Origin of the sequence: Streptomyces rubradiris (assembly GCF_016860525.1) — a bacterium.
Taxonomy (GTDB): Bacteria; Actinomycetota; Actinomycetes; order Streptomycetales; family Streptomycetaceae; genus Streptomyces; species Streptomyces rubradiris.
In genome coordinates this window covers 1611903-1638166 of sequence record NZ_BNEA01000015.1, presented here as the reverse complement: position 1 = coordinate 1638166, position 26264 = coordinate 1611903, and the positions used below count along the sequence as shown (strand labels likewise).

The 26264-nt window shown below is 68.7% G+C and carries 18 protein-coding genes and 3 pseudogenes; 2 read left to right on the top strand and 19 right to left on the bottom strand.

Annotated features, from left to right (window positions below; translation table 11 throughout):
* Positions 1-449 precede the first annotated feature (449 nt).
* Together Srubr_RS20455 and Srubr_RS20450 are read right to left on the bottom strand one after the other, a co-directional pair.
* Positions 450-1847 carry a flavin monoamine oxidase family protein gene (locus Srubr_RS20455; protein WP_189990514.1) on the bottom strand — a complete coding sequence of 466 codons (1398 nt, stop codon included), beginning with the start codon at positions 1845-1847 and terminating at the stop codon, positions 450-452.
* Positions 1848-2281: 434 nt separating this feature from the next.
* On the bottom strand, positions 2282-3343 hold the full coding sequence (locus Srubr_RS20450; RefSeq protein ID WP_189990517.1) for a zinc-binding dehydrogenase: 1062 nt from the start codon (positions 3341-3343) through the stop codon (positions 2282-2284).
* Positions 3344-3592: 249 nt separating this feature from the next.
* Between Srubr_RS20450 and Srubr_RS20445 the strand changes: the two genes are divergently transcribed.
* Positions 3593-6808: a bifunctional cytochrome P450/NADPH--P450 reductase gene (locus Srubr_RS20445; RefSeq protein ID WP_189990519.1), complete on the top strand. Its 3216-nt coding sequence runs from the start codon at positions 3593-3595 to the stop codon at positions 6806-6808.
* Between the two features lie 70 nt (positions 6809-6878).
* On the opposite strand, the gene Srubr_RS20440 is transcribed toward Srubr_RS20445, so the two are convergent.
* Both Srubr_RS20440 and Srubr_RS20435 read right to left on the bottom strand, forming a co-directional pair.
* Complete coding sequence (locus Srubr_RS20440) at positions 6879-7505, bottom strand: TetR/AcrR family transcriptional regulator (protein ID WP_189990521.1); 627 nt, start codon at positions 7503-7505, stop codon at positions 6879-6881.
* Positions 7506-7629: 124 nt separating this feature from the next.
* Positions 7630-8235 (bottom strand): annotated as a pseudogene (locus tag Srubr_RS20435) (ATP-binding protein); the annotation flags it as partial.
* Positions 8236-8538: 303 nt separating this feature from the next.
* Between Srubr_RS20435 and Srubr_RS20430 the strand changes: the two are divergent.
* A complete protein-coding gene (locus tag Srubr_RS20430; RefSeq protein ID WP_189990901.1) occupies positions 8539-9930 on the top strand; it encodes a diacylglycerol/lipid kinase family protein in 1392 nt (463 codons plus the stop codon).
* A gap of 127 nt (positions 9931-10057) precedes the next feature.
* Here the strand turns inward: Srubr_RS20430 and Srubr_RS20425 are convergent, their stop codons facing one another.
* The 15 genes and pseudogenes from Srubr_RS20425 to Srubr_RS20365 form a co-directional block, all read right to left on the bottom strand.
* Positions 10058-10924, bottom strand: coding sequence for a phytanoyl-CoA dioxygenase family protein (locus Srubr_RS20425; protein WP_189990525.1), 867 nt, complete (start codon positions 10922-10924; stop codon positions 10058-10060).
* A 373-nt stretch (positions 10925-11297) separates the two neighbouring features.
* Positions 11298-12416: pseudogene (locus Srubr_RS20420) on the bottom strand (sodium:solute symporter family transporter); the annotation flags it as partial.
* A gap of 191 nt (positions 12417-12607) precedes the next feature.
* On the bottom strand, positions 12608-12841 hold the full coding sequence (locus Srubr_RS20415) for a hypothetical protein (protein WP_189990526.1): 234 nt from the start codon (positions 12839-12841) through the stop codon (positions 12608-12610).
* Between the two features lie 265 nt (positions 12842-13106).
* The gene (locus Srubr_RS20410) at positions 13107-14051 is read right to left on the bottom strand and encodes an acyl-CoA dehydrogenase family protein (protein ID WP_308439882.1); all 945 of its coding nucleotides are present in this window, start codon (positions 14049-14051) and stop codon (positions 13107-13109) included.
* The gene (locus Srubr_RS41695) at positions 14021-14344 is read right to left on the bottom strand and encodes an acyl-CoA dehydrogenase family protein (protein ID WP_308439883.1); all 324 of its coding nucleotides are present in this window, start codon (positions 14342-14344) and stop codon (positions 14021-14023) included. Before Srubr_RS41695 ends, Srubr_RS20410 begins: the two co-directional genes overlap by 31 nt.
* Positions 14345-14430: 86 nt before the next feature.
* A complete protein-coding gene (locus tag Srubr_RS20405; protein ID WP_229926464.1) occupies positions 14431-16008 on the bottom strand; it encodes a class I adenylate-forming enzyme family protein in 1578 nt (525 codons plus the stop codon).
* 144 nt (positions 16009-16152) lie between these two features.
* On the bottom strand, positions 16153-17691 hold the full coding sequence (locus Srubr_RS20400; RefSeq protein WP_308439884.1) for a long-chain-fatty-acid--CoA ligase: 1539 nt from the start codon (positions 17689-17691) through the stop codon (positions 16153-16155).
* 110 nt (positions 17692-17801) lie between these two features.
* Positions 17802-19058 carry an aspartate aminotransferase family protein gene (locus Srubr_RS20395; RefSeq protein WP_189990534.1) on the bottom strand — a complete coding sequence of 419 codons (1257 nt, stop codon included), beginning with the start codon at positions 19056-19058 and terminating at the stop codon, positions 17802-17804.
* 17 nt (positions 19059-19075) lie between these two features.
* Positions 19076-19687, bottom strand: coding sequence for a zinc-binding dehydrogenase (locus Srubr_RS40910; protein ID WP_229926488.1), 612 nt, complete (start codon positions 19685-19687; stop codon positions 19076-19078).
* 88 nt (positions 19688-19775) lie between these two features.
* A pseudogene (locus Srubr_RS40905) lies at positions 19776-20192 on the bottom strand (alcohol dehydrogenase catalytic domain-containing protein); the annotation flags it as partial.
* 29 nt (positions 20193-20221) lie between these two features.
* Positions 20222-21580: an NAD-dependent succinate-semialdehyde dehydrogenase gene (locus tag Srubr_RS20385; protein ID WP_189990535.1), complete on the bottom strand. Its 1359-nt coding sequence runs from the start codon at positions 21578-21580 to the stop codon at positions 20222-20224.
* Positions 21581-21606: 26 nt separating this feature from the next.
* A complete protein-coding gene (locus Srubr_RS20380; protein WP_189990537.1) occupies positions 21607-22311 on the bottom strand; it encodes a transporter in 705 nt (234 codons plus the stop codon).
* A complete protein-coding gene (locus Srubr_RS20375; protein ID WP_189990539.1) occupies positions 22308-23702 on the bottom strand; it encodes a flavin monoamine oxidase family protein in 1395 nt (464 codons plus the stop codon). The genes Srubr_RS20380 and Srubr_RS20375 overlap by 4 nt, the downstream gene beginning before the upstream one ends.
* Entirely contained in the window at positions 23686-24621 is a 936-nt protein-coding gene (locus Srubr_RS20370; RefSeq protein WP_189990541.1) for an alpha/beta fold hydrolase, read from the bottom strand. The genes Srubr_RS20375 and Srubr_RS20370 overlap by 17 nt, the downstream gene beginning before the upstream one ends.
* Positions 24614-26149 (bottom strand): flavin-containing monooxygenase, encoded by a 1536-nt coding sequence (locus tag Srubr_RS20365; protein ID WP_189990543.1) that lies wholly within the window; start codon positions 26147-26149, stop codon positions 24614-24616. Before Srubr_RS20365 ends, Srubr_RS20370 begins: the two co-directional genes overlap by 8 nt.
* Positions 26150-26264: the final 115 nt, after the last annotated feature.

The window sequence follows — 26264 nt, the reverse complement described above, 5'->3', positions numbered from 1 at the left end:
CGTCCGCGCGTTGCAGGAAGGAAGAAGCGATGGCCCGGCCAGTGGCACCGAGACCCACAAGGACAGTCCGAATACTCAAAGTCACTCCCCTAGGCGGGGCGCCCCAGTCGGCACGCCCACGACACGGTGTTCTTGCCTGTGGCGGTTACCTCGTACCTCACTGTCACCAGCCACGGCCGCGGTGAGAACGACACTGAGCACCTGCTTTATCTGGGTATGGTGCACGGTGCACGGGCCGGTCGAGCATTCGTTCACGTCGGCGATCTGCCTCGATCCTGCGGCTGCGCAAGTTGCGTTCGGGCTCATTTCCGCAGCCTGAAGACCGAGGCGCGGACATCCCCTCACCAGCATTGCCAGGAGCCAATTCGGCGGCGTTCTCGCCGACCGCCGCAGCCGTCTGCTACGTCTTCCCGTCCGGCCTTGCCGAAATCGGCTCCCCGCAGCGCTGCCTACTGGGCACCCGTGTCGGCGCGCTTCCCAAGCCGCTGTGCGACCCGCTCGGCGGTCTGCTGACCCGTAAGCACGGCGCCGTTCATGGTTCCGGCCCACTCGCCGGCGGTTTCCACCCCAGCCCAGTGGATGCGCCCGTGAGGCTCCGTGAGGGCGCTGCCGTAACTGACGGATGCATAGGGGGCTACAGCAGGGTTCGGCCCTCCCGGGGCGAACGGTTCGGACGCCGGGCCCCAGCAGTGGTCCACGTAGTCGATGGGGGCGCTCGCCTGAGCGCCGTACAGCTCGACGAGCTGGTCGATCACCCGGCGACGTCGATCCGCCGGGTTGAAACCGTCGAATACGCGAGGGTCGCAGAAGGCCATCAGGACGCCTGGTCCGTTGTCATCGGGCGAAACGTCGAAGGTGATGAAAACGGTCCCGGTGTCGGTCAGTGCCTCACCCGAAAGCCCGCTGCTTCGCCAGAAAGGCTTCTCATAGGCGACGAATGCCTTGCTCAGCGTGCCCAGACGCCACGTCTTCGCGAGCCCTTCCGCCTTGTCAGGCAGGGCAGGCTCGAAGTCGATGTCGGCGCGGTGCGAGGGGGCGGCAGTGACGATGGCGTACTTGGCGTTGATCACTTTCGAGTCGGTGCTGACCGTGACGCCGCTGTCGTCCTGGGTGATGCGTCGAACAGGGGCACCGACGACAACCCTGTCGCCGAGTCGCTCGGCGAGCCTCACGGCGATCTCCTGAGTCGTTTCGGTGATTCGCTCCTCTTGCTGACCGCCCTCGACGCTGAGCATGTGCTCCACGCCCCCGGCAGCGCGAATGTAGCGCAAAGCGTGCAGCAGAGAGACGTCCCCCGGGCTGCAGCCCCACTGCACCTTGGTGAGGATCGTCATCAGGGCCCGGGTGCTCGTCGTCGCCTGCTGCTGGTCGAGCCATTCTCCGAACGAGATTGCGTCGAGCTGCCCGGCGTCCGGGGATTCCCAGGCTGAATCGACGTTGATGGTCGAAGTCAGTTCCGCCACCGCCATCTGGATACGGGCCAGGTCTTCCACGGCTTCAGGTGAGACCGCGGGGAAGGTGCCGGTGTAGGTGCTGCGCTGTCCGTCCATCCACAGGACGTTGTGGCCCTCGTCGAACTGACTGGTCGTGGTGCACCCCAACCGGCTCGCGAGGTCCCGGATCGCAGTGTGCCGCCGTGCGACCCACGTCGCCCCGAGGTCGACCTTTACCCCGGCCACTTCGCCCGAGAACGCTCGGCCTCCGACGCGGTCGCGACCTTCCACAACCAAGACCGACACGCCCATGTTCACCAGCCGTTCTGCGGCGGTCAGGCCGGCGAAGCCGGCACCGACGATCACGACGTCGACTGCAGTTTCCTCGGTTCCGCCTTCAAGAGAGTTCGACATGCTTTTCTCCTTCAATTACGCGGTCTGCGTATGGTGAGATGTAATTGGGTGACCGGGCCGGTAAGGGATTCGATAATGCTATGTGCCGTGCCAGGTATGCACCTGTCTCGATCGGAGCGAGTGCATGATGCGCCGACTCCTGGGTCCGGGGCATCACCGATTGGCGAGCTTCATTCGAATAATTCGGCGATCGTGAACGTGCTTGCCGTCCGACCTCGTAATCGAACACCGGCTTCGGCTGCTTTCTGTTCCCTCGAAAGATGTCAAAACAGAGAAGGATCTCAGCCGGGCAGGTAGTCGTCGCATTTGAGTGGCTGCCCTGTCAGCGCGGGGTGGCCGAATATCCGGGGTGTCGCTGACCTTCGGGCGGTGGTGGGGGTGGAGGCGGAATCGGCCGCGTCGTGCCTGGTGATCCGGACTCCACCCCGCTGTGCTCAGGGGGTGAGTACGAGGCGGATCGGGTCTCCGACCTTCTTCTCCAGCCGGGCGACGGCGTCCGCGGCTTCGGTCAGGGGGACGTGGGCGCTGACGGAGGGGCCGAGGTCGATCCGTCCGGCGGCGGCCAGCGCGACGAGCTGTTCCACGTGCTCTGGTTCGGAGCCGTAGTGTCCGCGGATCTGCCGGACGTTGAAGCAGAAGTCGATGCTGTCGGCGACGCTGACCGGCTCCGGGGTGAGGCCGGCGAGGACCAGGACGCCGTTCGGGCCGAGCACGGTCGTGGCCTGGGCGCGGGCCGCTCCGACGCCGGCGAAGTCGAAGGCGACGTCGATGCCCCGGCCTGCCGTGGCTTGGTGCACCGCCTCGGTGAAGTCTCCGGCTGTGGGGTCCAGCGCGTGGTCGGCGCCGAAAAGGAGGGCGCGCTCGCGGGCCGAGGCCAGCGGGTCGACAGCGATGACTGGGGCGGCTCCGGCCAGGCGGGCGAGCCGGATGCCGTGGGCGCCGAGACCTCCGGCTCCCCAGATGCCGACTGCCTGCGCGGGGCGGACCGCGCCGGTGTCGACGATCGCGGCGTACGGGGTGGAGACGGCGTCGGGGATGATCGCGGCCTGGTCGAACGGCAGGTGGTCCGGGATGGGGAGCAGCGTGTCCTCCCGGGCGAGGGCGTACTGCGCCCAGCCGCCGTCGTAGTCCACTCCTCGGGTCAGAGGCTGGCGGCAGGTCATGTGGCGCAGGCAGTCGGCGCAGTCGCCGCACGCCTGACCGGCCTGTAGTACGACGCGCAGGCCGGGAGTCCAGTTGCCCTTGACGTCGGGGCCGACGGTGTGGACGACACCGGCCACCTCATGGCCGGGGGTCAGGGCGCCGGAGTCCTTGACGGTGTCCACGGGGTAGAAGGGGCTCAGGCTGCCGTCGATCAGATGGATGTCGGACAGGCAGACGCCGGCGGCCCGCACTGCGACGAGGACTTCGCCCGGACCGGGAACCGGGATCGGTACCTCTTCGACGGCGAAGGTACGGGTGTCCAGGCGAAGCCGCCCGGCCAGCATGGTGTCCATGCGCAAACCTCGATGTGCTCGGGAAGAAGCGCACGTCTATGACTCAGACGCACGACTTGGTCAGACGACCATGTCGGTTAACCGTGTCTGCTGACGGGGTCGCCTGTCAAGCTGCGGCCGCCGAACTTGTGTGGGACTCCAGGTTCCCTCCGTCGACTGTGTCCTTCGATACAGTCATTTGACATGTTCGACTGACAAAGTCGCGTGTACGTTGGTTGTGACCGCTGGAGAGAAACGAAAGGCACGCTCATGACTCAGGTGTCCGTAGGTGCGGCGCGGGCGATCCCCGAGCGCCCCCCGCTGCCCCTCGTAGGCCACGCGTTGAACCTTCCCGCGGGCGCGGACTTCCTGGCCTACCTGCTGAAGGAGTTCAGGGAGTTCGGGCCTCTGTACCGGCTGCGGGTCTTCGGGAGGAACACCGTCATGATCGGCGGCCTGGACCTCGTGACCGAGCTGTCGGACGAGACCCGCTTCCGCAAGCACGTTCACGCCGACCTGGTCGAGGTTCGGGCCCTGGCCGGGGACGGTCTGTTCACCGCCTACAACCACGAACCGAACTGGCGCAAGGCCCACGACATCCTGATGCCCGCGTTCTCGCTCGGTGCGATGCGGAGCTACCACGCCCCCATGCTCAAGGTCGCCCGCTCGCTGATCGGCAAATGGGACCGGCTCGCCGGGGTGCAGTCGGTGGATGTCCCCGACGAGATGACCCGGCTGACCTTCGACACGATCGGGCTGTGCGGCTTCGGCTACGACTTCCAGTCCTTCCGGCGCAATGACCTGCACCCGTTCGTCGACGCGATGGCCCGGGCTCTCGTCTTCGCCCAGGAGAAGGGTGAGTCCATCCCGGGCTCCGAGTTCTTCAAGAGGAAGAAGGTCGAGCAGTTCCGGAGGGACGTCGACCTGATGACGGACCTCGTCGACGACGTGATCAAGGAGCGCCGTACCTCCGGCGACACCAGCACGGACGACCTGATGGGGCTGATGCTGCACACCGAGGACCCCGCCACCGGCGAGCTGCTGGACGACGTCAACATCCGCCACCAGGTGATCACCTTCCTGATCGCCGGCCACGAGACCACCAGCAGCGCGCTCTCCTTCGCCCTCTACTACCTCACCAAGCATCCGGAGGTGCTCGCCCGGGCCCAGGCCGAGGTGGACGCCCTGTGGGGTGACACCGACGACCCGGATCCCGGGTACGGCGACATCGGCAAGCTCACCTACATCCGCCAGGTGCTCAACGAGAGCCTGCGGTTGTGGCCGACGGCTCCCGCGTTCGCCGTCGAGCCGATCGAGGACACGGTCATCGGCGGCAAGTACCCCGTACGCAAGGGCGAGTCGCTGATGGTGATCACCTCGGCCCTGCACCGTGACGCGGCTTGGGGGGAGAACGTCGAGCTGTTCGATCCCGAGCGCTTCACCCCCGAGCGGGAGGCGGCCCGCTCGGTCCATGCCTTCAAGCCGTTCGGCAACGGCGAGCGGGCCTGCATCGGCCGCCAGTTCGCCCTGCACGAGGCCACCCTGCTGCTGGGCCTGCTGGTGCACCGTTACCGTCTGATCGACCACACCGACTACCAGCTGAAGATCAAGTCGACGCTGACCATCAAGCCCGACGGGTTCAGCCTCCGGATCGCCCGCCGCACCAGCGACGAACGGCGCCTGCCCGCCGTGGCGGCGGCGGATCCCGTCGCGGGCCGGACCGCCACCGTGACGCGTCGTGCGAGCGGCACCGCGCTGACCCTGCTGCACGGATCCAACCTCGGCACCTGCGCCGGCATCGCCCGCGACCTCGGCGGCGACGGCGAGGAGTACGGCTTCACCCCGTCCGTCACCCCCCTCAACGAGTACACGGAAAGGCTGGCCGGAACCGAGGGCCCCGTCGTCATCGTCGCCGCTTCCTACAACGGCCGCCCCACCGACGACGCAGCCGAGTTCGTCGCCGCTCTGGAGAACCTTGCCCCCGGCTCGCTCGCCGGCCTGCGGTACGCCGTCCTCGGTGTCGGCGACCGCAACTGGGCGGCGACCTACCAGCGCATCCCCACCCTGATCGACGAGCGTCTGGCCGCCGCCGGGGCCGTCCCGCTTCTGGAGCGCGGCGCCGCCGACGCCTCGGGTGACTTCGGCGGAGTGGTCGATCAGTGGACGGAGGACCTATGGTCGGTCCTGCTGGACGAGTACGGTGAGGCGGTCGCCGGTGAGGCGGCGGGTCCCGCACCGGAGGCGGAAGCAGAGGGGCTGTACGAGCTGGAGGATGCCTCGGAGTCGGTCCTCGGTGGTCTTGCCGAGCGCCACGGCGTCCAGCCGATGGAGGTTATCGAAGCGTACGAGCTCGTCGACACCGACCACGAACTCGGACGCTCCAAGCGGTTCCTGCGGCTCCGTCTGCCCGAGGGCGTCAGCTACCGCACCGCTGATCACCTGGCCGTCCTGCCCAGCAATCCCGAGGCCCTCGTCCAGCGCGTCGCCGACCGCTTCGGCCTCGACCTGGACCGCACGGTCCGGCTGCGCGCCCGCCGTCGGAGCCGGGGCGCGCTGCCCGTCGACCGGCCGCTGACCCTGCGCCGCCTGCTCACCGACTTCGTCGAGCTGCAGGACCCGGCCACCCAGGAGCAGGTCGCCGTGCTCGCCGAGCACACGTCCTGCCCGCCTGAGAAGCAGCCGCTCACCGTCTTCGCCACCGCCGATGCCGAGACCTTCCGGGAGCAGGTGACCGTCGCGGGGCTCAGCGTCCTGGACCTCGTGGAGCGCTACCGTGCGTGCGAACTGCCCTTCGAACGCTTCCTGGAAATGCTGCCGGTGCTGCGCCCCCGGCACTACTCGATCTCGTCGTCCGCCGCGGCCCGGCCGGGCGAGGCGGACCTGATGGTGTCACTGCTGGCGGCGCCCCACCGGTCGGGGGAGGGCACCTTCCGGGGCATCGCCTCGCACTTCCTGCAGACGGTGAACGCGGGCGACGTGATCCAGGCCCGGGTCCTGCCGTGCAGCGAGTCCTTCCGCCTCCCCGAGGACACCTCCGTACCGGTGATCCTGATCAGCGCGGGTACCGGTCTCGCGCCCTTCCGCGGCGCGGTCCTCGACCGCCACCACGCCGGCTCGACCGGGACCCTGCTCTGCTACTTCGGCTGCGACCATCCCGACGTGGACTTCCTCCACCGGGAGGAGTTCGAGGCAGCCGAGGCGGCCGGCGCCGTCAGCATGCGCCCCACCTTCATGCACGCGCCCGAGAACGGCGCCCGCTTCGTCCAGGAGCGCATCGCCCGTGAGAGCGAGGAGGTGTGGTCGGTCCTGGAGTCCGACGGACGCGTCTACATCTGCGGCGACGGCCGCCGTATGGCACCGGCCGTACGGGAGGCGTTCATGGCGCTCTACCGTGAACGGACCGGTGCGAGCGATGAGCAGGCCGTGGCGTGGCTCGCGGGGCTCGTCGAGTCCGGGCGCTACGTCGAGGACGTCTGGGCCGGCTGAGTCTCACGAGTAGGCAGAGACGGTTGGGGGCGCACCTTCCAGGTGCGCCCCCAACCGTCTTCACGTCGTGTCAGGCCGTCGGCACGTCCGGGAGGTCGAGGCTCCCCTTGGCCAGCGCCACGGTCGCGGCTACGAGTGCCCTCAGGCCCGTCCGCTCCGTGGCCTCGTCCGGCGCGCTCAGCAGGACCTGCATGGTGAGTCCGTCGAAGCCGGAGAGGAAGAACCGAGCCACTGTTTCCGGGGACTCGGCCAGTTTCTGTCCCGTCCTGTCCGCGGTTTCGGCGATCACCTGTGCGGTCACCTCGATGACCCGCTGGTAATGGCTCTGCCGGGCCTCGTTGAGCCCGGGCACACGCAGGGCGAACATGGTCAGTTCAGTGAGCAGCTGCTGGTGTGACGTCGGCTCACGCAGGGTGCCCCACAAAGCCCCCGCCAGGGCGCTGAAGGTCTTCTCGAAGCCCGCGTCCTCCGGCGCCGCCCGCTGCACATGCGCGACCAGCTCGTCGGTGATCTGGTCCATCACCGCCCGGTAGAGATCCTCCTTGGTGCCGAAGGTGTAGTGGACGGTGGCCTGTGCGACGCCGAGCTCCGCGGCGATGGCACGGGTGCTTCCCGCGGCGACGCCCTCCCGCGTCATGAGGTCGATGGCCGCCTTGATCAACTGGGGGCGGCGCTCCGCCGCGGAAACATGAGCCATACGCCAACTATATCGACTTAGTCGATCGATCAAGTCGGTCCGATCGAGGGCTCTGCCACCGGCCGGGGCGAACGCCCTGGTCGCACGCCCCTCGCCCTTGAGGTGCGAGCGGTGTTTCGTTCGCTCAGTGGTCGGACCCGCCGGTGGCGGGGAGAGCCTGCTCGGCCCGGATGACTTTTCCCTCACGACCGTGTCGTGCGCCCCAGCGATCGGTGAGCTGGGCCACCAACAGCAGGCCCCGGCCGCCTTCGTGGAAGATCCGGGCGCGGCGCAGATGCGGGGCCGTGCTGCTGGCGTCGGAGACCTCGCAGGTGAGCGTCGACTGGAGGATCAGTCGCAGTTGGATGGGGCTGTTGCCGTAGCGGATCGCGTTCGTCACCAGTTCGTTGACGGCCAGCTCGGTGGTGAACGACATCTCCTCCAGCCCCCAGGCCGCCAGTACGTCGGACGCGAAGCGGCGGGCTCCGGAAACGGCTGCTGGATCGGACGGCAGGTTGATCGCTGCGACATGGTCGGGATCGAGGGCTCGGGTCCGGGCAATCAGCAGAGCGACGTCATCGGCGGGTCGGCTGGGCAACAGTGCGGCCAGCAGCTGGTCGCAGGTCTCCTCCAGCGACTCCGGCGCCGAGGTGAGGACATCGTGCAGTGTGGTGAGTGCGACATCCACGTCACGCGTGCGATCGGCGATCAGCCCATCGGTGTGCAGCACCAGCAGGCTGCCCTCCCGCAGTTTGGGGAGCTCGCCGTTCAGGCGCTGGAGCAGCAGGTCGGCCAGATTCTGCACCTGGGTCCTGAGGTGGCGGGCCAGCTGGCCAAGGAACGCATCGACGTCGGTTCCCATAGTGTGAATGCACGGGAAGCCCTCGGCGTACGCCCCTCGTCAGTGGGGGCCAGCCCCTCAGCTGTCTCGCGCCGGGGTTCCACGCGCTCGACCGACCGGCTCACCCGTACGGGCGTCCGGGACGCACTCGGCCAGGGGCACTACGCCAGGCTGGTGAGGCAGAACGGATCAGAGCCCCTTCAGGAGAAGGCCATAGACAGGACACGAAAGGCACGGTCGCGGGCCGGGCTGGCAGCCCGGCTGCTCGCGCGGTTCGCCGTGGTGGCGGCAACCGCCGCCGTGGCGGTGCTGCTGCTCGCGCTGAGCGGGGGCGGACTGCTCGTGGTCATGGCCGGGATCCTCGGGCTCGTGGTCTGCGCCGCAGGCATCTGGTGGCTCGTGGCCCGGCGCGGTCTCGTGCGGCTGCTCGGCGCGTTCGTGGCCGTCGGGGCGCCGGCCGGAGTGCTCGTGTTCTACGCGCGGAGCGGTCTGTGGCTGATCGCGTTGATCTCCAGCCTGTGCTGGGCGACGGCGGTGACCTGCGGCCGCACGGCGCTGCACCGAGCGCGGCCGCCCCGGTCGCAGCGGTCCGTACGCGCACGTCCGCCGAGGCGGGCGGTGCTGATCATGAATCCGAAGTCGGGCGGTGGCAAGGTCACCCGCTTCGACCTCGTGAAGCGGGCGGAGCGACTGGGCGCGCGGGTGATCCTGCTGGACCCGTCAGTCCCGGTCGACGTGGGCGGACTGGCCCGAGAGGCCGTAGAAGACGGTGCCGACCTGCTCGGTGTCGCCGGTGGCGACGGTACTCAGGCGCTGGTCGCGGCCGTCGCCGCCGAACACGGACTGCCGTTCCTCGTGATCTCCGCGGGCACTCGCAATCACTTCGCCATGGATCTCGGCCTCGACCGCGCCGACCCGGCCCGCTGCCTCGATGCCCTGACCGACGGCGAGGAGATCCGGGTCGATCTCGGCGACGTCTCCGGCCGTCCCTTCGTCAACACGGTGTCCTTCGGCGTGTACGCGGACATCGTGCAGAGCCCCGAGTACCGCGACGACAAGACGGGCACCGCACTGAAGCTGATGCCGGACCTGCTGGCCAGGGAGGGCGCGGGACGGATCGACGCGTGGGTGGACGGTACCCGACTCGCGGACCAGCAGGCGCTGCTGATCAGCAACAACCCGTATGTCTCTCCCGACGAGCTGAGCGGCGGCGGGCGCCGGCCCGCGCTCGACGGCGGTGAGCTGGGTGTGATCGGGATCAGGGTGGCGAACGCCGCACAGGCGGCACAGCTGGCCCTGTGGGGCTCACAGGCGCCGGGACTCACCGTGACGACCGCGCGGCGGGTCGAGGTGACGGCCAAAGGCCCGCAGTCCCCGGAGACGGGGGGCGGCGAGGAGGTGCAGATTCCGGTGGCGGTCGACGGGGAGGCATTGTGGCTGCGCACACCGGTCGTGTGCTCGGTACGGCCCCGCGCGCTACGGGTGCTGCTGCCACGCGACCGCCCCGGCGCACCGCCACCAGCACCCCCGGTCGACTGGCGGAAACTGCTCGCCCTAGCGTGCGGTCCCGTCGAGCGCACAGCATCAGGCGAGAGCCGCACCTGACCACAGCACGGTCCCTGCCTTCCTCGGTGAGACCCGTGCCTCGCTGCGACACCGTGCAAGCCCCTCGGGCCCGTCCATTCCACCGGCAGAGGGTGCCGGCCAGGGCGCGTGAGTCGATCGGGTCGGCTCAGAGACCGAGGTAGTCGCCCAGGTCGGCGTAGTCGACCTGCCACAGGCCAGGAGAGCCCGTCGGGTACTGGGACCGGAACCCGAGTATGCGTTGGACACGCGGCGAGAGCGTCTTCGCGACCTCCCTGTCGACCAGGAAGGGGTACGCCTCCTCGCCGGTGAGGAAGCCCGGATTGAGGGCGAAGGCCACGGCTCGCCGGTACTCGTCGCTGGTCTGGTTCGCGCCGCCACCGTGCGCGGTCTTGCCGCTGAACAGAAGGGCGTCTCCGGCGTTCATGATCGCGGGAACTGTCTGCTCAGGAGTCCCGCGGTCCTCGAAGTCGCTCCAGTGGTTGCTCCCGGGGATGACTCGGGTGGCGCCGTTCTCCTCCGTGAAGTCGGTCAGGGCGATCAGGAAGTTGAGGGTGACCTCCGGACCGTCGGGCCCCATCCCGATGAAAGGGAACCAGTTCTCCAGGTCCCTGTGCAGCATCTGCGCCTGGCTGCGGGGGCCGATCTCGATCACCTGCGCGGTGGTCATCCAGTACGTGCCCGACTCCGGGAGGAAGGTCCGGTCGCAGACCTCGTGGACCAGGGAGTGTTCGAGGATCTCGTTGCGGAACGTGGCGCTGTGCGTGACCAGGTTGGTGAGTCGCTTGGTGTTGCTGCCGTGGAACGCGGCCACCATTTCGTTCTCGTGGGTCGAGCCCGGGCGAAGCGCCTGCATCGGCGGCTCGATCTCGGCGTTGAAGCGGTTCATCTGCTCTTTCGTCAGGAAGTTCTTGACGATGACGCCTCCGTCGCGGGTCAGGAGCTTGAGGATCTCGTCCGTCGGCGTGTCGGTCTCCACCGACGTCAGGGTCTGGCGTTGCTTCTGTGTCGTCATGTGCCTTCTCTCCCTCAACGTCCTTGCTGTTCCTGTGGCTGGTGGCGCTACTTTCGCCAGCCACGACCGTCGGCGAGAACGACAGCGAGCACCTGCCTTGTTCGGGCCCGGTGCACGATGCACACGCCGGTCGCACTGCCGCTCTCCCACGGTTGTCGAGGCAGGAGTCAGGACGTGTCACTGACTCCGTGCCTCCCTCAACGCCGTGCGCCGGGCTCGTGCGGCCCTTTCCCACGGTCGCGCGCTGCCGAGCCATCCGAGGAGGAAGGCTGCCGGGACGGAGGAGTGTGCAGAGGGACAGCCCTCCGTAGACGAGCCACAGCAGCCCTCGGCGGTCGAAGCCGGCCCACAGGAAGGAGTAGACGAGTGCGGGGAACACACAGGTGGCCGCGAGGCTCAGCGAGAAGGCGAGGAGGAACTCGATGGGGTAGCGGTACAGGGCGGTGGCGAGGAGAAGGCTGACGGCGCAGAGCGCGACAACGGACAGTCGTGTGACGGCCGGCTCTCCGATGCCGATCCTGGAGCGGCCCTTCTGCCCGAACAGGTCGCGGGCCACGGAGACGGCGGCGGCGAAGGTCACGCTTGCCACGGCTGTGAGGACGGCGAGAAAGGCGACACAGGCCACGAGGACGATGACCACGACCCGGCCCGTGGAGTGGTGGGGGAGGACCTCCGATGCCAGGAGGATCGGGGCTCCCTGTCCCTTCACGTCGACGACTCCGATCTGTCCGCTGCCCACCACCGCGGCAGCGGCGATACCGGCCGTGATCAGGAGCAGGTAGAAGGGGCCGGTCAGCCCTACGGCGACGCTCAATGAGCGTCGCGCGGCGGACGCGTCCCGACTGGCGCTGACGCGCAGGAGCAGGTGGGGCATCATCGCGGTGCCGAGGACGACGACGATGTGGTCGCTGATCGTGCCGAGCGGACCGAAGTCGGCGGTGTGCGCCCACAGCCCAGGGCTGAGGTAGTCATCCGGCGACATGCTCTTGTCCATGGCGGCCGACAACAGCGATTCAGGACTCCAGTCGAACAGGCGGAGCGCCAGCAGGGTCAGTGCGGCGAGCGTCGCCAGGGCTATGGGCACCTTGGCGACCTGTATGAAACTGGTGCCGCGCAGATCAGCCACTCCTGCGAAGCATGTGATGAGGAATCCCATCAGTACCGTGCACACCACCTGGGCCGTCTCGGTCGGCATGCCGATCAGGAGAGCGGCGGTGATGCCGCCGGCACGCAGTTGGACCATGAGCAGGGGTACGGCGATGCACAGCGTCACCACCGCACCGGCGACCCGCGTTCCCGGTCCCTCGGCACGCAGGGCGAACAGCTCACCGAGGGTGTAGCGACGGGTCGCGCGAATCCTGGAGGCGAGGAGCAGGAAGACACCGAGTGCGAGGGCACTGTCGACGGCGGTCGAGACACCGTCGTAGCCGAAGAGGGCGATCGCTCCCGGCAACGAGACCAGGATGACGACCGTGATCTGTTCCCCCGCCATCGCGACACCGTTGAAGACGGGCGGGAGAGACCGGCCGACGACGTAGAGGCGTTCCGGATCGTCGTCCTGAGTGGCGAGGGTGAAGACCCACAGAAGGCAGAGGCCGATGAAGACGAAGAAAGCGGTGATGACCGCGCCCCTCGCGGCGGAGCCGATGAGGTCGGGCGAGCCGACGCTCAGGAGGCACGTCGTCACCACGTGCCTCCGACCGAACGAGAGGCAGCGGTCGTCACCGGGGTCGGCTCGCACGAGGACGCGGCCCGGCTCTCGTGCCACCACGTCCCGCCGACGAGGACGACGAGCTGCGTGAGCGCCCACGCCATGCCGAGGGTGAGACGTCCGTACACGGAGGTCTCTCCGAGGGTCGTGGAGCAGGAGAGCAGGACACCGACGGCGAGCGGCAGCGCGTTGACAGTGACCAGCACTCGTGTGTCACGGGGGGAATGCCGGGAGGAAGCGGAGGACACGAGATCTCTCTCTGGCCGGCGTATCGCCCCGCCTGCTCCAGCAGTCGGGGGACACCCGTTTCGAGCGACGGCCCGAAGGTCTTGTCGTGGGGACGCTCCCCACGCTGCCAGCGGGTGTAGATGGCCTCGCAGAAGATCGCTGCCGGCAGGTAGATGATGTTGGAGTGGCCGTCGCCGATGCGCTGCCACGCGAGCGGGCCCACGCCGTCGGGGGCGGTGTGCATCACGAGCCTCCGTTCCGGCCCACGACAGCGTCGCCCCGGTACCGCTCACCGGCCTGGACCGCCGCGCTGCGGCCGGCCGATGCCCGGCGGGCGATGGCCCACCGGTGGGTCTCGTTGGAGCCGTCGTAGATCCGGAACGGGCGGACCTCGTTGAGGTACTGCGCCAGTGGGAGCCCGTCGCAGACCCCGTCCCCTCCGCAGATCTGGACGGCACGGTCGACCACCCGGAAGACCGCCTCCGAACAGTGCACCTTCGCCACCGACGACATCGCCGAACCCGCCTTCGGGTCACTGTGCAGCAGAGCCGCGGTCTTGGTGATGATCGCGTCGGAGGTCTCGATGTCGATCACCGACTCGGCGATGAGGTGCTGTGCCAGGCCGAGCGAGTCGATCGGGCCGCCGAACAGCTCACGCCGCGCGGCCCGGTCCAGCGCGATGTCGTGCGCCCGCCGCGCCAGCCCCAGCCACCGCATGCAGTGTGTGAGGCGCGCAGGTCCGAGCCGTACCTGTGCGTACCGGAATCCCAGCCCCACCTCGCCGAGCACCGCGTCGTCGGCGACGAAGCAGTCCTCCAGGTGGACGTGCGGGTGACCGCCGTCGATGGAGCGGTCGACAGTGTGGATCGCCTCGCCGACCCGGATTCCGGGGTTCGTCATGTCGACGAGGAACATGGTGGCCCCTTCGGGGGAGCCGTCGACGGCCGGCGTCCGCGCCATCACGACGCAGAACCCGGCACCGACAGCCCCGCTGGTGAACCGCTTGTGGCCGTCGATGATCCAGCCGCCGTCGGCCCGCACGGCCGTGGTCCGCAGCGCCGCCGGGTCGGACCCCGCTCCGGGATGGGGCTCGGTCATGCCGAAGCACGACCGGACGTCCCCCGCCGCCAGAGGCGCGAGACAGCGCTTCTTCTGCCTCACGGTCGCGATCTGGTTGAGCACGTGCATGTCCCCTCGTCGGGTGCCATGCAGTTGAGCGCCACGGGACCGATCGGCGAATAGCCGGCCTCCTGCAGGATCGGTGACCAGTGCTCGATGGGCAGGCCCCACCCGCCGTACTCCGTCGGCACGAGTGGCGCGAAGACACCGGCCTCCTTCGCCGCGGCCTGCAGCCGGTCACGGGTGGTCTGGTCGAGACGTCCGCCCGGTGCGGGCTCGGCGTCGATGACGACCTCGCGAATGAACCGGCGAGTGCGCTCACGCAGCTCCGCGATCTCCGGCGGGAGGTGAGGGAAAGTCATGGTTGTCCTTTGTCGGATGGGCGCGGTCGTCACGCGGTACCGCCGGCGACCGTGAGGCCGCCGTCGACGGTGAGGATGCTCAACGATCAGTCCTTGGAGGGTGGTATCGGCCCGGCGACGTCGATGCGGCGCAGCTCGGCACGCCGGATCTTGCCGCTCTGCGTCTTGGGCAGGTCGGCGAGGAAACGGATCTCACGCGGGCACTTGTAAGCGGCCAGCCGCTCACGGGAGAAGGCGATCAACTCCTCTGCCGTGGCGTGCAGGCCCGCCTTGAGCGAGACGTAGGCGACGACGGTCTCGCCGCGGTACGCGTCCGGCTGCCCGACGACGGCTGCCTCCAGCACCGACGGGTGCTCGTACAGAGCGTCCTCCACCTCACGCGGCCAGACCTTGTACCCGGACACGTTGATCTGGTCCTTGAGCCGGTCCACCAGGTAGACCCAGCCCTCCTCGTCGATGACGGCGACATCACCGGTACGGAGCCGGCCGTCCGGCATCGTCTGGCGGGTGACCTCGGGCTTGCCCCAGTACCCGGGCACCACCTGCGGCCCGCTCAACTCCAGTTCGCCCTGTTCCCCGCTCGGCACCGGGTCACCGTGCGGGTCCACGACGCGCGCGGTGAGGTGCGGCAGGGGCTTGCCGATGGAGAGCGTGCCGCTCGGCAGATGCACGGGGGCCCTGTCCCCCGGAGGCACGGCGATGACGGCGGACGTCGTCTCGGTCATCCCGTAGCCGTTGTGGAGGTAGACGCCGAATCGCTCCTGGAACCGCTCGACCGTCGCCGGGGGGATCGGCGCGCCGCCGGAGTACAGGGCCTTCACCGACGCGAAGTGCTCAGGTCCGGCCTGCGGCAGCTCGTAGAGGGCGTTGTACGCGGTGATGGAGCCGATGGTGTAGGTCACCCCGTGCTCGGCGAAGGCGTCCAGGGCCACTGCGGGGTGGAACCGCCCCGTGAGGACGAGCGTGGTGTCGGTGAGCAGGGAGATCGTGGCGTTGACCACCGCGCCCGTGATGTGGAACAGCGGGGCCACGGCGAGCACGACGTCCCCGTCGCCCACACCCATCCACGACGCGCACGTCGCCACCACGCTCAGGACGTTGCCGTGGGTGTTCATGGCACCCTTCGGCGGCCCCGTCGTTCCCGAGGTGTACGTCAGGAACGCGACGTCGTCGCGGGTCGGCTCCACGGGTGAGGGACTGCGGCCCTCGAACTCGCCGATCAGGGCCACCAGGTCGCCGTCCGGTGCCGCAGCGTGGCGCTCCGTCGTCATGAAGACCCGCGGATCGTTCCTCGACTGGTAGTCCAGTGCCGACGTGCTGACCACCCATCGGACCGTGCTCCCCGCCAGCGTGCCGAGCGTCTCGTGGACGTCCGAGTCCGCACAGACAATCCCGACCGCCCCGGAGTCGTCGATGATCCGGCGCAGTTCCTGACGCCGGTACATCGGATTGAGCCCCAGTGCCGTGGCCCCCAGTTTCCACAGGGCCAGCAGCACCAGCGCGTACTGCGGGATGTTCTGCAGGTACACGCCGACGCGATCACCCCGGCCGGTTCCGCGGGCCTCGAACGCGGCAGCCAGGGCGTCCGACGCCGCGTCCACCTCCTGCGCGGACAGAGCGCCGTCGAAGAATCGGAGCGCTGTGCCGTCCGGGTTCCTCGCCACGCGTGTCTTCCAGACGGCCACGAGCGAGTCGGGAACCGCATCCGTCCCCGTGCCGGACCCGTCAGGGGACGTGCCCGTCCGCCGGCTGTCATCCACTGCCATCTGCCGTCCTTCCCACCCATGTCCATGCGCTTGGCGTGCCGGTCACGTGAGTCCGCGCTTGAGGATCTTCCCGGTGGACGTCATCGGCAGGGTCTGCACGATCTCCACGATGCGCGGGTACTTGTAGCCGGCCATCTGCTCCCTGCCCCAGGCGATCAGCTCGTCGGGACGGGCCTCGGCGCCGCGGTCGAGGATGACGAACGCCTTGATCTCCTCACCGTGGCTTTCGTGCGGCACGCCGACGACCGCGGCGAGGCTGATCGCGGGGTGCGTCATCAGGACCTCCTCGATCTCGCGCGGGTACACATTGAAGCCACCACGGATGATCAGGTCCTTCGCCCGGTCGACGACGTAGTAGAAGCCGTCCGCGTCCCTGCGGGCCAGGTCACCGGTGCGGAACCAGCCGTCCCTGATGGCATCGGCGGTGGCCCCGGGGCGGCCGTGGTAGCCCTTCATGACGTTGTGGCCCTTGACCGCGATCTCCCCGATGGCACTCCCTGTGCCGTCGTCCTCGACCTCCGACCAGTCCGGCGTGACGAGCTTGACCTCCACGCCCCAGATGGGCACGCCGATGGAGCCGGGCCGCGGCTCTCGCGCCGGATCGCTGAAGGTCACCACCGGCGAGGTCTCGGAGAGGCCGTAGCCCTCCAGGACCCGGACGCCCAGTCGTTCCCTGACCTGCTTGATGATCTCGGCAGGGAGCGAGGCACCGCCGGAGACACCGACGCGCAGGTTCCGGGCGATCCGCGCGACGTCGACGTCCTCGGTGAGCGCCTGCAGCAGGCCCCACCACATGGTGGGGACGCCCGCGAAGAAGGTGATGTCCTCCTGCCGCATCAGGGACACCGCCTGCCGGGCGTCGAATCGTGGCAGCAGCACCAGGGTGCTCGCCGTCGAGAAGCCGGCGTTCATCTGCACGGTCGCGCCGAAGGAGTGGAACAGCGGCAACACGACCAGGTGAGTGTCCAGGGCGGGCCGGTTCTCCAGCAGCCGGTTGCACGCCAGGGCGTTGAGAACGAGGTTGGCGTGGCTGAGTTCGGCGCCCTTCGCCTGTCCTGTCGTACCGCTCGTGTAGAGGAGCACCGCCGGGTCGTCCCCCGACGTCGCGATACTGTCGAACGTCGTCGCAGTACCCTGCAGCGCGGCGCCCATGGTCTCGACGCCCTCGATCGGGCTTTCCGCCTCGGGGCCGGCGGTGACGAGGAAGAAGTGCTCGCAGCCCGTGGTCTCGTCGAATCCGGCGCGTCCCTCCGTGCCCATCGGCAGGCCGGCGTCACCCTCGAAGCAGAAGTACGCCTTCGCCCCCGAGTCGGCGAGGTGATAGGCGATCTCCCGGCTCTTGAGCAGGATGTTGAGTGGTACGACGACGGCGCCGGCCTTGAGGATCCCGTAGTAGACGATCGGGAAGTAGGGCACGTTCGGGCAACTGATCGCGACCTTGTCGCCGGGCCGGATGCACCGGTCGACCAGAAGGTTGGCGACCTGGTTGGCGGCTGCCTCGACCTGAGCGTAGGTGAGTCGCGTCGTGCCGAGGACGATGGCGTCCCGGTCCGGGTGTGTGCGGGCGGATTCCTCGAGCATGACCGAGAGGTTCAGCATGGTGTCTTCCGGGAAGGTGGGCCGGCCGCCGGGAAGGGACCACGCGGACCGGCTCGGAGCGGTTGGGGATTACGCGCGGCTGGACGCGGACGTCACAGCCGCCGCAGCAGCCGGTCGAGGGCCTCGGCTGTCGCCTCGATGTCGGCGGTGGTGTGTGCCGTGCTGATGAAGACCTTGCCGGACGGCATGAACAGGAAGCCTTGACGCAGCATCTCTTCGAGGATCACGGTCCAGAGCCCGCTGGTCCCGTGGAGTTGGGTGGCTCCACCGGCGGGGACGTACTGGAGGAGCGAGCCGACCCGGTTGAAGCGGCCGAAGTCGGCAGATGAACCGAGGGCGCCGCCGACGAGGGCTTCGAACTCGGACGAGGTCCGTTCGAGCAGCTCATACACCGAGGGATCGGCCAGGACGCGCATCGTCGCCGTGACGGCTGCCAGTGCGACCGGGTTGGCGTTGAAGGTTCCGGCGTGCACGACGCCGGCCGTCACCTGATCGACCAGTTCGGCCCGGCCGACGACGGCGCTCTGGGTGAAGCCGCCGGCCATCGCCTTCCCGAAGACGGACAGGTCGGGCAGCACACCGTACTTCTCGGCCGCCCCGCCCCGTGCGATCCGGAACCCGGCGATCACCTCGTCGAAGACGAGGACGACACCGTGCCGGTCGCAGAGGGTTCGCAGCGTCGACAGAAACTGCGGTGAGGGTACTTCGACGCCTGCGTTGCTCATCACCGGGTCGACCAGCACGGCCGCGATGTCGCGCTCGGCGGACTCGCTCAGCAGGCGCTCGGCCAGCTGTACGTCGTTGAAGCGCGCCACGACCAGATCGTCCAGCACGCTGGCCGACTGCCCCGGTCCGCCGGGGGTGGCGGGGCGGTCGCAGTCGTCCTCGGACATCCCGGCGTACACGGTGTCGTGCCAGCCGTGGTAGCTCTTGGCGAACTTCAGGACGCGGCGCCGCCCGGTGGCGGCCCGCGCGAGGCGCAGCGCCACCTGCACCGCTTCGGTCCCCGTGTTGCTCCACAGCAGTCGCTCGCCGTGCGGCACGGCCTCGAGAACCGCTTCCGCAGCGAGATACTCGAGCGGGTGGCCAGTGCCGACGACCTGCATCTTCGCCGCGACCTCGGACACCGCGGACACCACGCGCGGGTCGCCGTGACCGAGGACGAGCGGGCCCCAGGCCATCACGTAGTCGACGTACCGGTCGCCGTCCAGGTCCCAGACGTACGCGCCCCGCGCCTCACGCACGAAGAGCGGGTGGGGAGGCATCGCGGCGCGCAGGCCCGACCCCACACCCCCGCCGACGCTGCGGCGGGCTCGCTCGAAAGCCGAGCGTGATGATTCCAGGGCCATGAGATCTTCCCTGCCTTTCAGTACGTGATCACCGAGCGGATGCCGATGCCGCGCTTCATCTGGTCGAACGCCTCGTTGATGTCCTGGAGACCGATCACGCTCGTCACGAGGGAGTCCAGGTCGATGCGGCTGTTCATGTAGTGGTCGATCAGCATGGGGAAATCGGTGTCCGGCTTGCTGGAGCCGTAGTTCGAACCGATGAGCGACAGTTCCTGATCGGACATGACGAACGGGTCGATGGAGATCCTCATGCCGTCCGCCACTTGCCCGGCGACTACCGCCGTGCCGCCTCGGGCCAGGACCTCGTAGGCCGACTCGATGGTGCGGGGCAGCCCGATGGCCTCGATGGCGATCTCCACGCCGCGTCCGTCGGTGAGTTGCCGCACCCTGTCGGCGAGATTCTCGCGGGCGCTGTTGATCAAGTCGGTCGCACCGAAGACGCGTGTCTGCTCGAGCTTCTCGTCGGAGATGTCCGCAGCGATGATCCTCCGGGCGCCGGCGAGCCGGGCCCCCTGGATCGCGTTCAGCCCGACGCCTCCGCAGCCGAGGACCAGCACGGTGTCGCTCGGCCGCACGCCGGCGGTGTTGACGGCCGCGCCGACGCCGGTCGTGACGGCGCATCCGACCAAGGCCGACTGCGGGAACGGGGGCGTCGTCCCGGATGGTGATCGCGGCCGATTCGGGTACGAGGGTGTACTGGCCGAACGTTCCGAGGCCCGCGAAGCTGTAGACGTCGCCCTCGTCCACGGACGTGATCCGGGTACGACCGTCGAACGAGAGGTGGTGCGCCGAGTGCCGGCTGACCATGTCACACAGGACGGGTCTGCCGCTGATGCAGTAGCGGCAGCGGCGACATGAAGGCGTCCAGGACAGCACGACGTGGTCGCCCTTCTTCAGCGTCGTGACGCCTTCGCCGACGCTCTCGACGATCCCGGACCCCTCGTGGCCGAGGATCATCGGCGAGGGAACTTCCCATTCGCCCAGGAGCACGTGCAGGTCGCTGTGGCACACTCCGCTCGCCTTGAGCCGTACGAGTACCTCGCCGGGCGGAGGCGTCGAGGGAAGGGTCACTCGTTCGACGGTCAGTGGTTCGTTCGGCGTCCTGAAGACAGCGGCGTCGAATTCGATGGTCATGGCGGGTTTCCTTCTGCGCGGTGCGGCGATCACGCCCGGGCGGTGCGGATGAGCTTCTTGTTGGCGAACTCGTCGATTCCGGCCCGGCCCAGTTCGCGGCCGAAGCCGGACCGCTTGACCCCGCCGAAGGGCAGTTCCGCGCCTTCGAGGCCGACACCGTTGATGAAGACCATGCCGGCGTCGATCCTGTCGGCGACGCGCAGCGCCTGCTCGGCGTCCGTCGTGAACACGTAGGAGCCCAGTCCGTACGGGGTTGTGTTCGCCAGCTCGACGGCCTCGTCCTCGGAGGCGACGCGGTAGACGGTCGCGACGGGGCCGAAGAGCTCCTCGGCGGCCGACGGCGACGTCGGCGAGACGCCCGACAGAACGCCAGGCGGGAAATAGGCCCCTTCGCGCCGGCCTGCGGAGACGAAGGTGGCCCCGCCATCGACGGCTCGCTCGACCTGTTCTTCGACGTACTCGGCAGCGGCGACCGAGGAGAGCGGCGCCAGGCCGTCGGTCAGGGCGAGCACCTTCTCGGTGAACCTGTCGAGGAAAGCGTCGTAGATGTCCTCGGCGACGATGAAACGCTTCCCGGCGTTGCACACCTGCCCGCTGTTCTCGAATCGCGTCTCGACCGCCGCCTGTACCGTGGCGTCGAGGTCGTGGGTCGACAGCACGATGAACGGGTCCGAACCGCCCAGTTCGAGCACCACCTTCTTGAGGCTGCGCCCGGCCGTCTCGGCGATCTCCGCGCCGGCCCGCTCCGAACCGGTGAAGGAGACGCCTTGCACCCTGGGGTCCGCGATGGCGCGAGCGATCTGCTCGCCGGTGGCGTGGACATTGACGTAGCAGCCCGGGGGGAAGCCCGCGTCCGTGAACAGCTGCTGGAGCGCCTCGGACGACTCCGGACACTGCGATGCGTGCTTGAGCACGATGGTGTTGCCCAGCACGAGATTGGGCGCGGCGAATCGGGCCACCTGGTAGTACGGGTAGTTCCAGGGCATGATCCCCAGCAACACGCCGACCGGCTGGCGACGGATGAAAGCGGTGCCCTCTCCCGCGAGAAGCTCGATCGGTTCGTCGGTGAGGAACTTCTGCGCGTTCTCGGCGTAGTACCTGTAGATCGAGGCGCTGAATCCGACCTCCGCGACGGCCTCGTCCACCGGCTTGCCCATCTCCCGGTGGATGATCTCGGCGAGCTGCCCGCTGCGCTCGCTGTGCAGGGTGGCAACGGTGTTCAACAACTGGGCGCGTTGTTCCACGGAAGTCTGCCTCGACCACTGCGCGTGGGCTTCTGCCGCCGCGTCGAGCGCTCCGTCGACGGCCTCGTCCGTCGCGGTGGGGTACTCCTTGACCAACTTGCCGCTGGCGGGGTCCACGACCGCGTACACGTGCCTCTTCGCCATGCTGACTCCTTCTTCGTTTTCGGGATTCACGCGAGGGTTCCGGTTGCGTGGGCCGGGTTCGCGTCCACGGCCGCGTTGTGGTCGTGCAGCGCGCGGTAGGCGCGGAAGTAGACGAAGCCCTGAGTGCCCCACGTCGCCAGCGCGGCGGTGTAGAAGATCGTGCGGTCCGCGTCGTCGAAGGGCAGGGGGAAGAAGTCGTAGGTCAACGCGATGGCTGTTCCCGCGGCCGTGACCAGGCCCGTCCAGATCGCGGGCCACTTCGCGCCCGCGTTCCGGAGCCGCTTGGCGAAGGACCCGAGGAAGACCGCCGTGAGGAGATTGGCGACCACGTAGAAGACGGCGACCCAGAACGCGGACGGGTCGGTGTGGAGGTCTGCGCCGTGGAACTGCCGGAGGAAGAGGCCGGCCACGATCGCGACTCCGAACACGGCGACGTCGACGCCGCGGCTCGGCTTGTAGCGATGGGTGACCTTCATCAGGCCCATGACCAGGATGAGCGTGATGCCGACCGCCCGGGAGAACGCGTCGAAGAAGTACGCCACGTCGTACAGGACGCTGCCGCTGTCGGCTCCGGACAGTGACCAGAGCAGGAAGTTGCTGCCCGATGTGGCGACGACCATCCACTCGAGGCCGAGGAGGTGGTTGCCGTACCGGCGGATGAACTTCCAGCCGTAGAAGTAACCGGCGAAGATCATCCAAAGGTCGGCCAGCAGGAACAGCGTTTCCTTCATCGCAACGCCCCCTCTCGGACGTCGCGGGACAGGAGGGCGATGATGCTCTCGGCGGTGCGCTGGCCGGTCAGAACCGCGCCGTTCATGGTGCCGGCCCATTCGCCGGCGGTTTCGCTGCCGGCCCAGTGGATGCGCCCGTGGGGCCTGGACAGCGCCTTGCCGAAGCTCGTGGTCGCGTAGGGGGCGACAGCGGGATTGGGGCCGCCCGGGGCGAAGGGCTCCGCTCCCCAGCAGTGGTCCACGTAGTCGATCGGGGTGCGGGCCTGCGGACCGTAGAGGTCGGCGAGCTGCTGGACGACCCGGTCGCGTCGGGACTCAGGGCTGAAACCGTCGAAGACGCGCGGATCGCAGAAGGCCATCATGACGCCCGGTCCGCTGTGGGCGGGGGACACGTCGAAGGTGATGAACACGGTTCCGGTGTCGGTCACCGCCTCACCGGAGTATCCCTCGGCCCGCCAGAACGGCTTCTCGTAGGCCACGAAAGCCTTGCTCAGCACGCCCATGCGCCAGGTTCGCGTGAGCCCTTCACCCTGCTCGGGCAGGGTGGGCTCGAACTCGATGGCGGCGCGGTGCGCCGGCGAGGCCGTGACGACCGCGTACCTGGCGTGGATCTCGCCGGAGTCGGTGCGAACGGTGACACCATGGTCGTCCTGCGTGATGCGGCGCACCGGTGTCTGCAGGCGCACGCGGTCGCCGAGCCGCTCCGCCACCCGATTGGCGATCTCCTGGGTGGTCTCGACGATCCGGTCCTGCTGCTGACCGCCGTCGACGTCCAGCATGTGGTCGAGTCCGCCCGCCGAGCGGATGTAGCGCAGTGCGTGCAGCAAGGAGACGTCTCCCGGAGTGCATCCCCATTGCACCTTGCTGACGACGGTCATCAGCGCGCGGGTGCTGGGCAGTGCGTTCTTCCGGTCGAGCCACTCGCCGAACGAGATGGCGTCGAGCCGGTCGGCCCCGGGGGTCTCCCAGGCGGCGTTCACGTCGACGGTCGCGACCAGCTTGTTCACCGCCGTCTGCATGCGGGCCATGTCCACCAGGGCCAGGGGGGAGACCTTGGGAATGGTGCCGCTGTAGGTGCGGCGCCGACCCGCCATCCACAGCACGTTGCGGCCCTGGGCGAACTGGCCGGTCGTGGTGCACCCCACCCGGCTCGCGAGGTCTCGGACGGCGGTGTGGCGCCGTGCCACCCACGTCGCTCCGAGGTCGACCTTCACGCCCGCCACCTCTCCGGAGAGCGAACGTCCTCCGACCCGGTCGCGGCCTTCCACGACCACGACGGACCGCCCGATGCTCACCAGCCGCTCGGCAGCGCTCAGGCCGGCGAAGCCGGCACCGACGACCACGACGTCGACCGTGGTGCCCGTGGAGCGGGGCTCACGAGATCCGGACATGGTTTCCTCCTTCGCCCACGCGGTTCGCGTGCTGCGCGATGTAGCTCGTGATGGGATCGACGAGGGTCTCGGGAATGTGATGGCCCATGCCGGGAATGACCACGTGCTGGGCCGAGCGGATCGCCTGGACGGTCGCGGCGCCGCCGCTCGGGTCGACCAGCGGGTCTCGGTCGCCGTTGATGACCAAGGTCGGGGCCGTGATCTTGCTCAACTGGGCTGTCCGGTCTCCGGAGCGCTGGATGGCCTGGATCTGGCGCGCGGTGCCGGCCGCCAGGTCACCGGCGCCGCGATCCCATCCGCGCGCCGCGATGGCGGCCTCGGCCGCGTCGTCGATGGGATGTTCCGTTCCCGCGATGTGCCGGGTGAGCCGCAGGTGGGCACGGACCGCCGCGGTTCTGGTCCTCGCCGGCGGGGCGGCAAGGAGTCGGATCGTTGACAGAGCCGGTTGGCCCACCTTCTTCGCTCCGGTGGTCGAGTAGAGGGAGGTCAGTGACAAAACGCGCTCGGGCGCCGTGGCCGCGATCGTTTGCGCGATCATCCCGCCCATTGACCGCCCCACCAGGTGCACTCGCGAGATCCCGAGATGGTCGAGTACGCCGATGCCGTCCTGGGCCATGTCGGCCAGCGCGTACGCGTCGTCGCGCGGACGCCCGGCGATCTGACGCCAGAGCCCGGGAGGGGGAGCGGTGACGAACGTCGACTGGCCGACGTCGCGGTTGTCGATCGCGACGACCCGGAAGCCGCGGGTGACGAGTGAGCCGACGAACGAGTCGGTCCAGAAGGTGAGGTCCTCGCCCAGTCCCGCGACGAGCAGCATCGCGGGGTCGGCCTTGTCGCCGTAGTCCCGGAAGCAGATCCTGATCCCGGACGGTGAGGTCGCGTACTGGTCGACGCCCTCGGCGCCGCTCGTCTCAGGCATGGGTGGCTCGCCTCCCACCGGGCGCCTGTGCGGCAGTCCGACGGGCGCCGAACTCGAGGTGCTCGTCGGCCACCGGGCCGCGGAGGGCCTTGGCGTCCTCGGGGTAGGACATCGCCATCCGCCAGGGCTTCTCGGGGCCCTGCTTGGGCATGCGCTTCTCGGCGCGCTTGGCGTACCCGGCCTGAAGGTCCATGACGGGCTTGCGCTCGGTCCCCGCGGGTGCGACCGGAACGACCGTGTCGTATCCGCGGGTGTCCATGTGCCTGACCAGGTCGATGAAGTAGCGACATATCAGGCCCACCTTGAGCGTCCAGGACGAGGTGGTGTAGCCGATCGCCATCGCCCAGTTCGGGATCCCGCTCAGCAGCATGCCGCGGTAACAGAGCGCGTCCGCGATGTCGACCTGACGTCCGTCGACCACGATGGGCATGCCGCCGAAGAGCTGCAGGTTCAGCCCCGTCGCGGTGACGATGACGTCGGCTTCCAGCTCCTCGCCCGACGTCAGGACGATTCCGCGCTTGCTGAACCTCGCCACAGTGTCGGTGACGACGGAGGCCCTGCCCTCCTTGATCGCGTCGAAGAAGTCGCCGTCCGGTGCCAGACACAGCCGCTGGTCCCACGGGTCGTACGGCGGGTTGAAGTGCTTGTCGACGTCGAATCCCTTGGGAAGACGCTTGATGTTCTCGCGCCGGATCAGCGCCCGTCCGGCCTTGGGGAAGGTCCGCAGACCCTTGACGACGGCGTGCTCGGTCCAGATGTTCTTGAACCGCGTCACGGCGTACCCGCGCTCTTCTCCGAGCAGCTTCGTGAGCGCCAGGGCGACCCTGTCGACACGGGGAAGCGCCATGACGTAGGTGGGGGTGCGCTGCAGCATCGTCACGTGCCGGGCGGCGCCCGCCCCGGTGGTCATGGCCGGCACCAGCGTGATCGCGGTCGCGCCGCTCCCGATGACGACGACCTTCTTCCCGCTGTAGTCGAGGCCCTCGGGCCAGTGCTGCGGGTGAACGATCTGGCCCTCGAAGTCGTCCCGCCCAGGGAACTCCGGGGAGAATCCCTCGTCGTACCGGTAGTAGCCGGTGGCGGCGAAGACCCATCCCGCGCGGATCGTCTTGACCTGGGTCGCTCCTGTGGCGGGGTCCGACGTCTGGACGGTGAGAGTCCATTTCGAGTCCGCTGAGGACCACTCGGCGCGGACGACACGGTGGCGGAGCCTGAGGACGTGCTCCAGGCCGTTCTCCTCGACTGTTTCTTGGAGGTACTCCCTGATGAGGGGAGCGTCGGCGATCGCGGCTTTGTGGCGCCACGGTTTGAACTCGTAACCGAATGTGTGGAGGTCGGAGTCCGAGCGGATGCCGGGATAGCGGAACAGGTCCCAAGTGCCCCCGATGTCGTCGCGCGCTTCCAGCACGACGAGCGACTTGTCGGGGAGCTCTCGGCTGAAATAGGTGGCCGCGCCGATCCCGGAGATCCCTGCTCCGACGATCACCACGTCGAACTCCTCGACGGCGTCCAACACCTCAGCTGTCATGGCGTTTCCTCGCTGTTCCTGTGGCGGTCGCTTCACTGTCCCCAGCCGTGACCGCGGTGAGAACGACAGTGAGCACCTGCTTCGCCCAGGCCCGGTGCAGGATGCACAGGCAGGT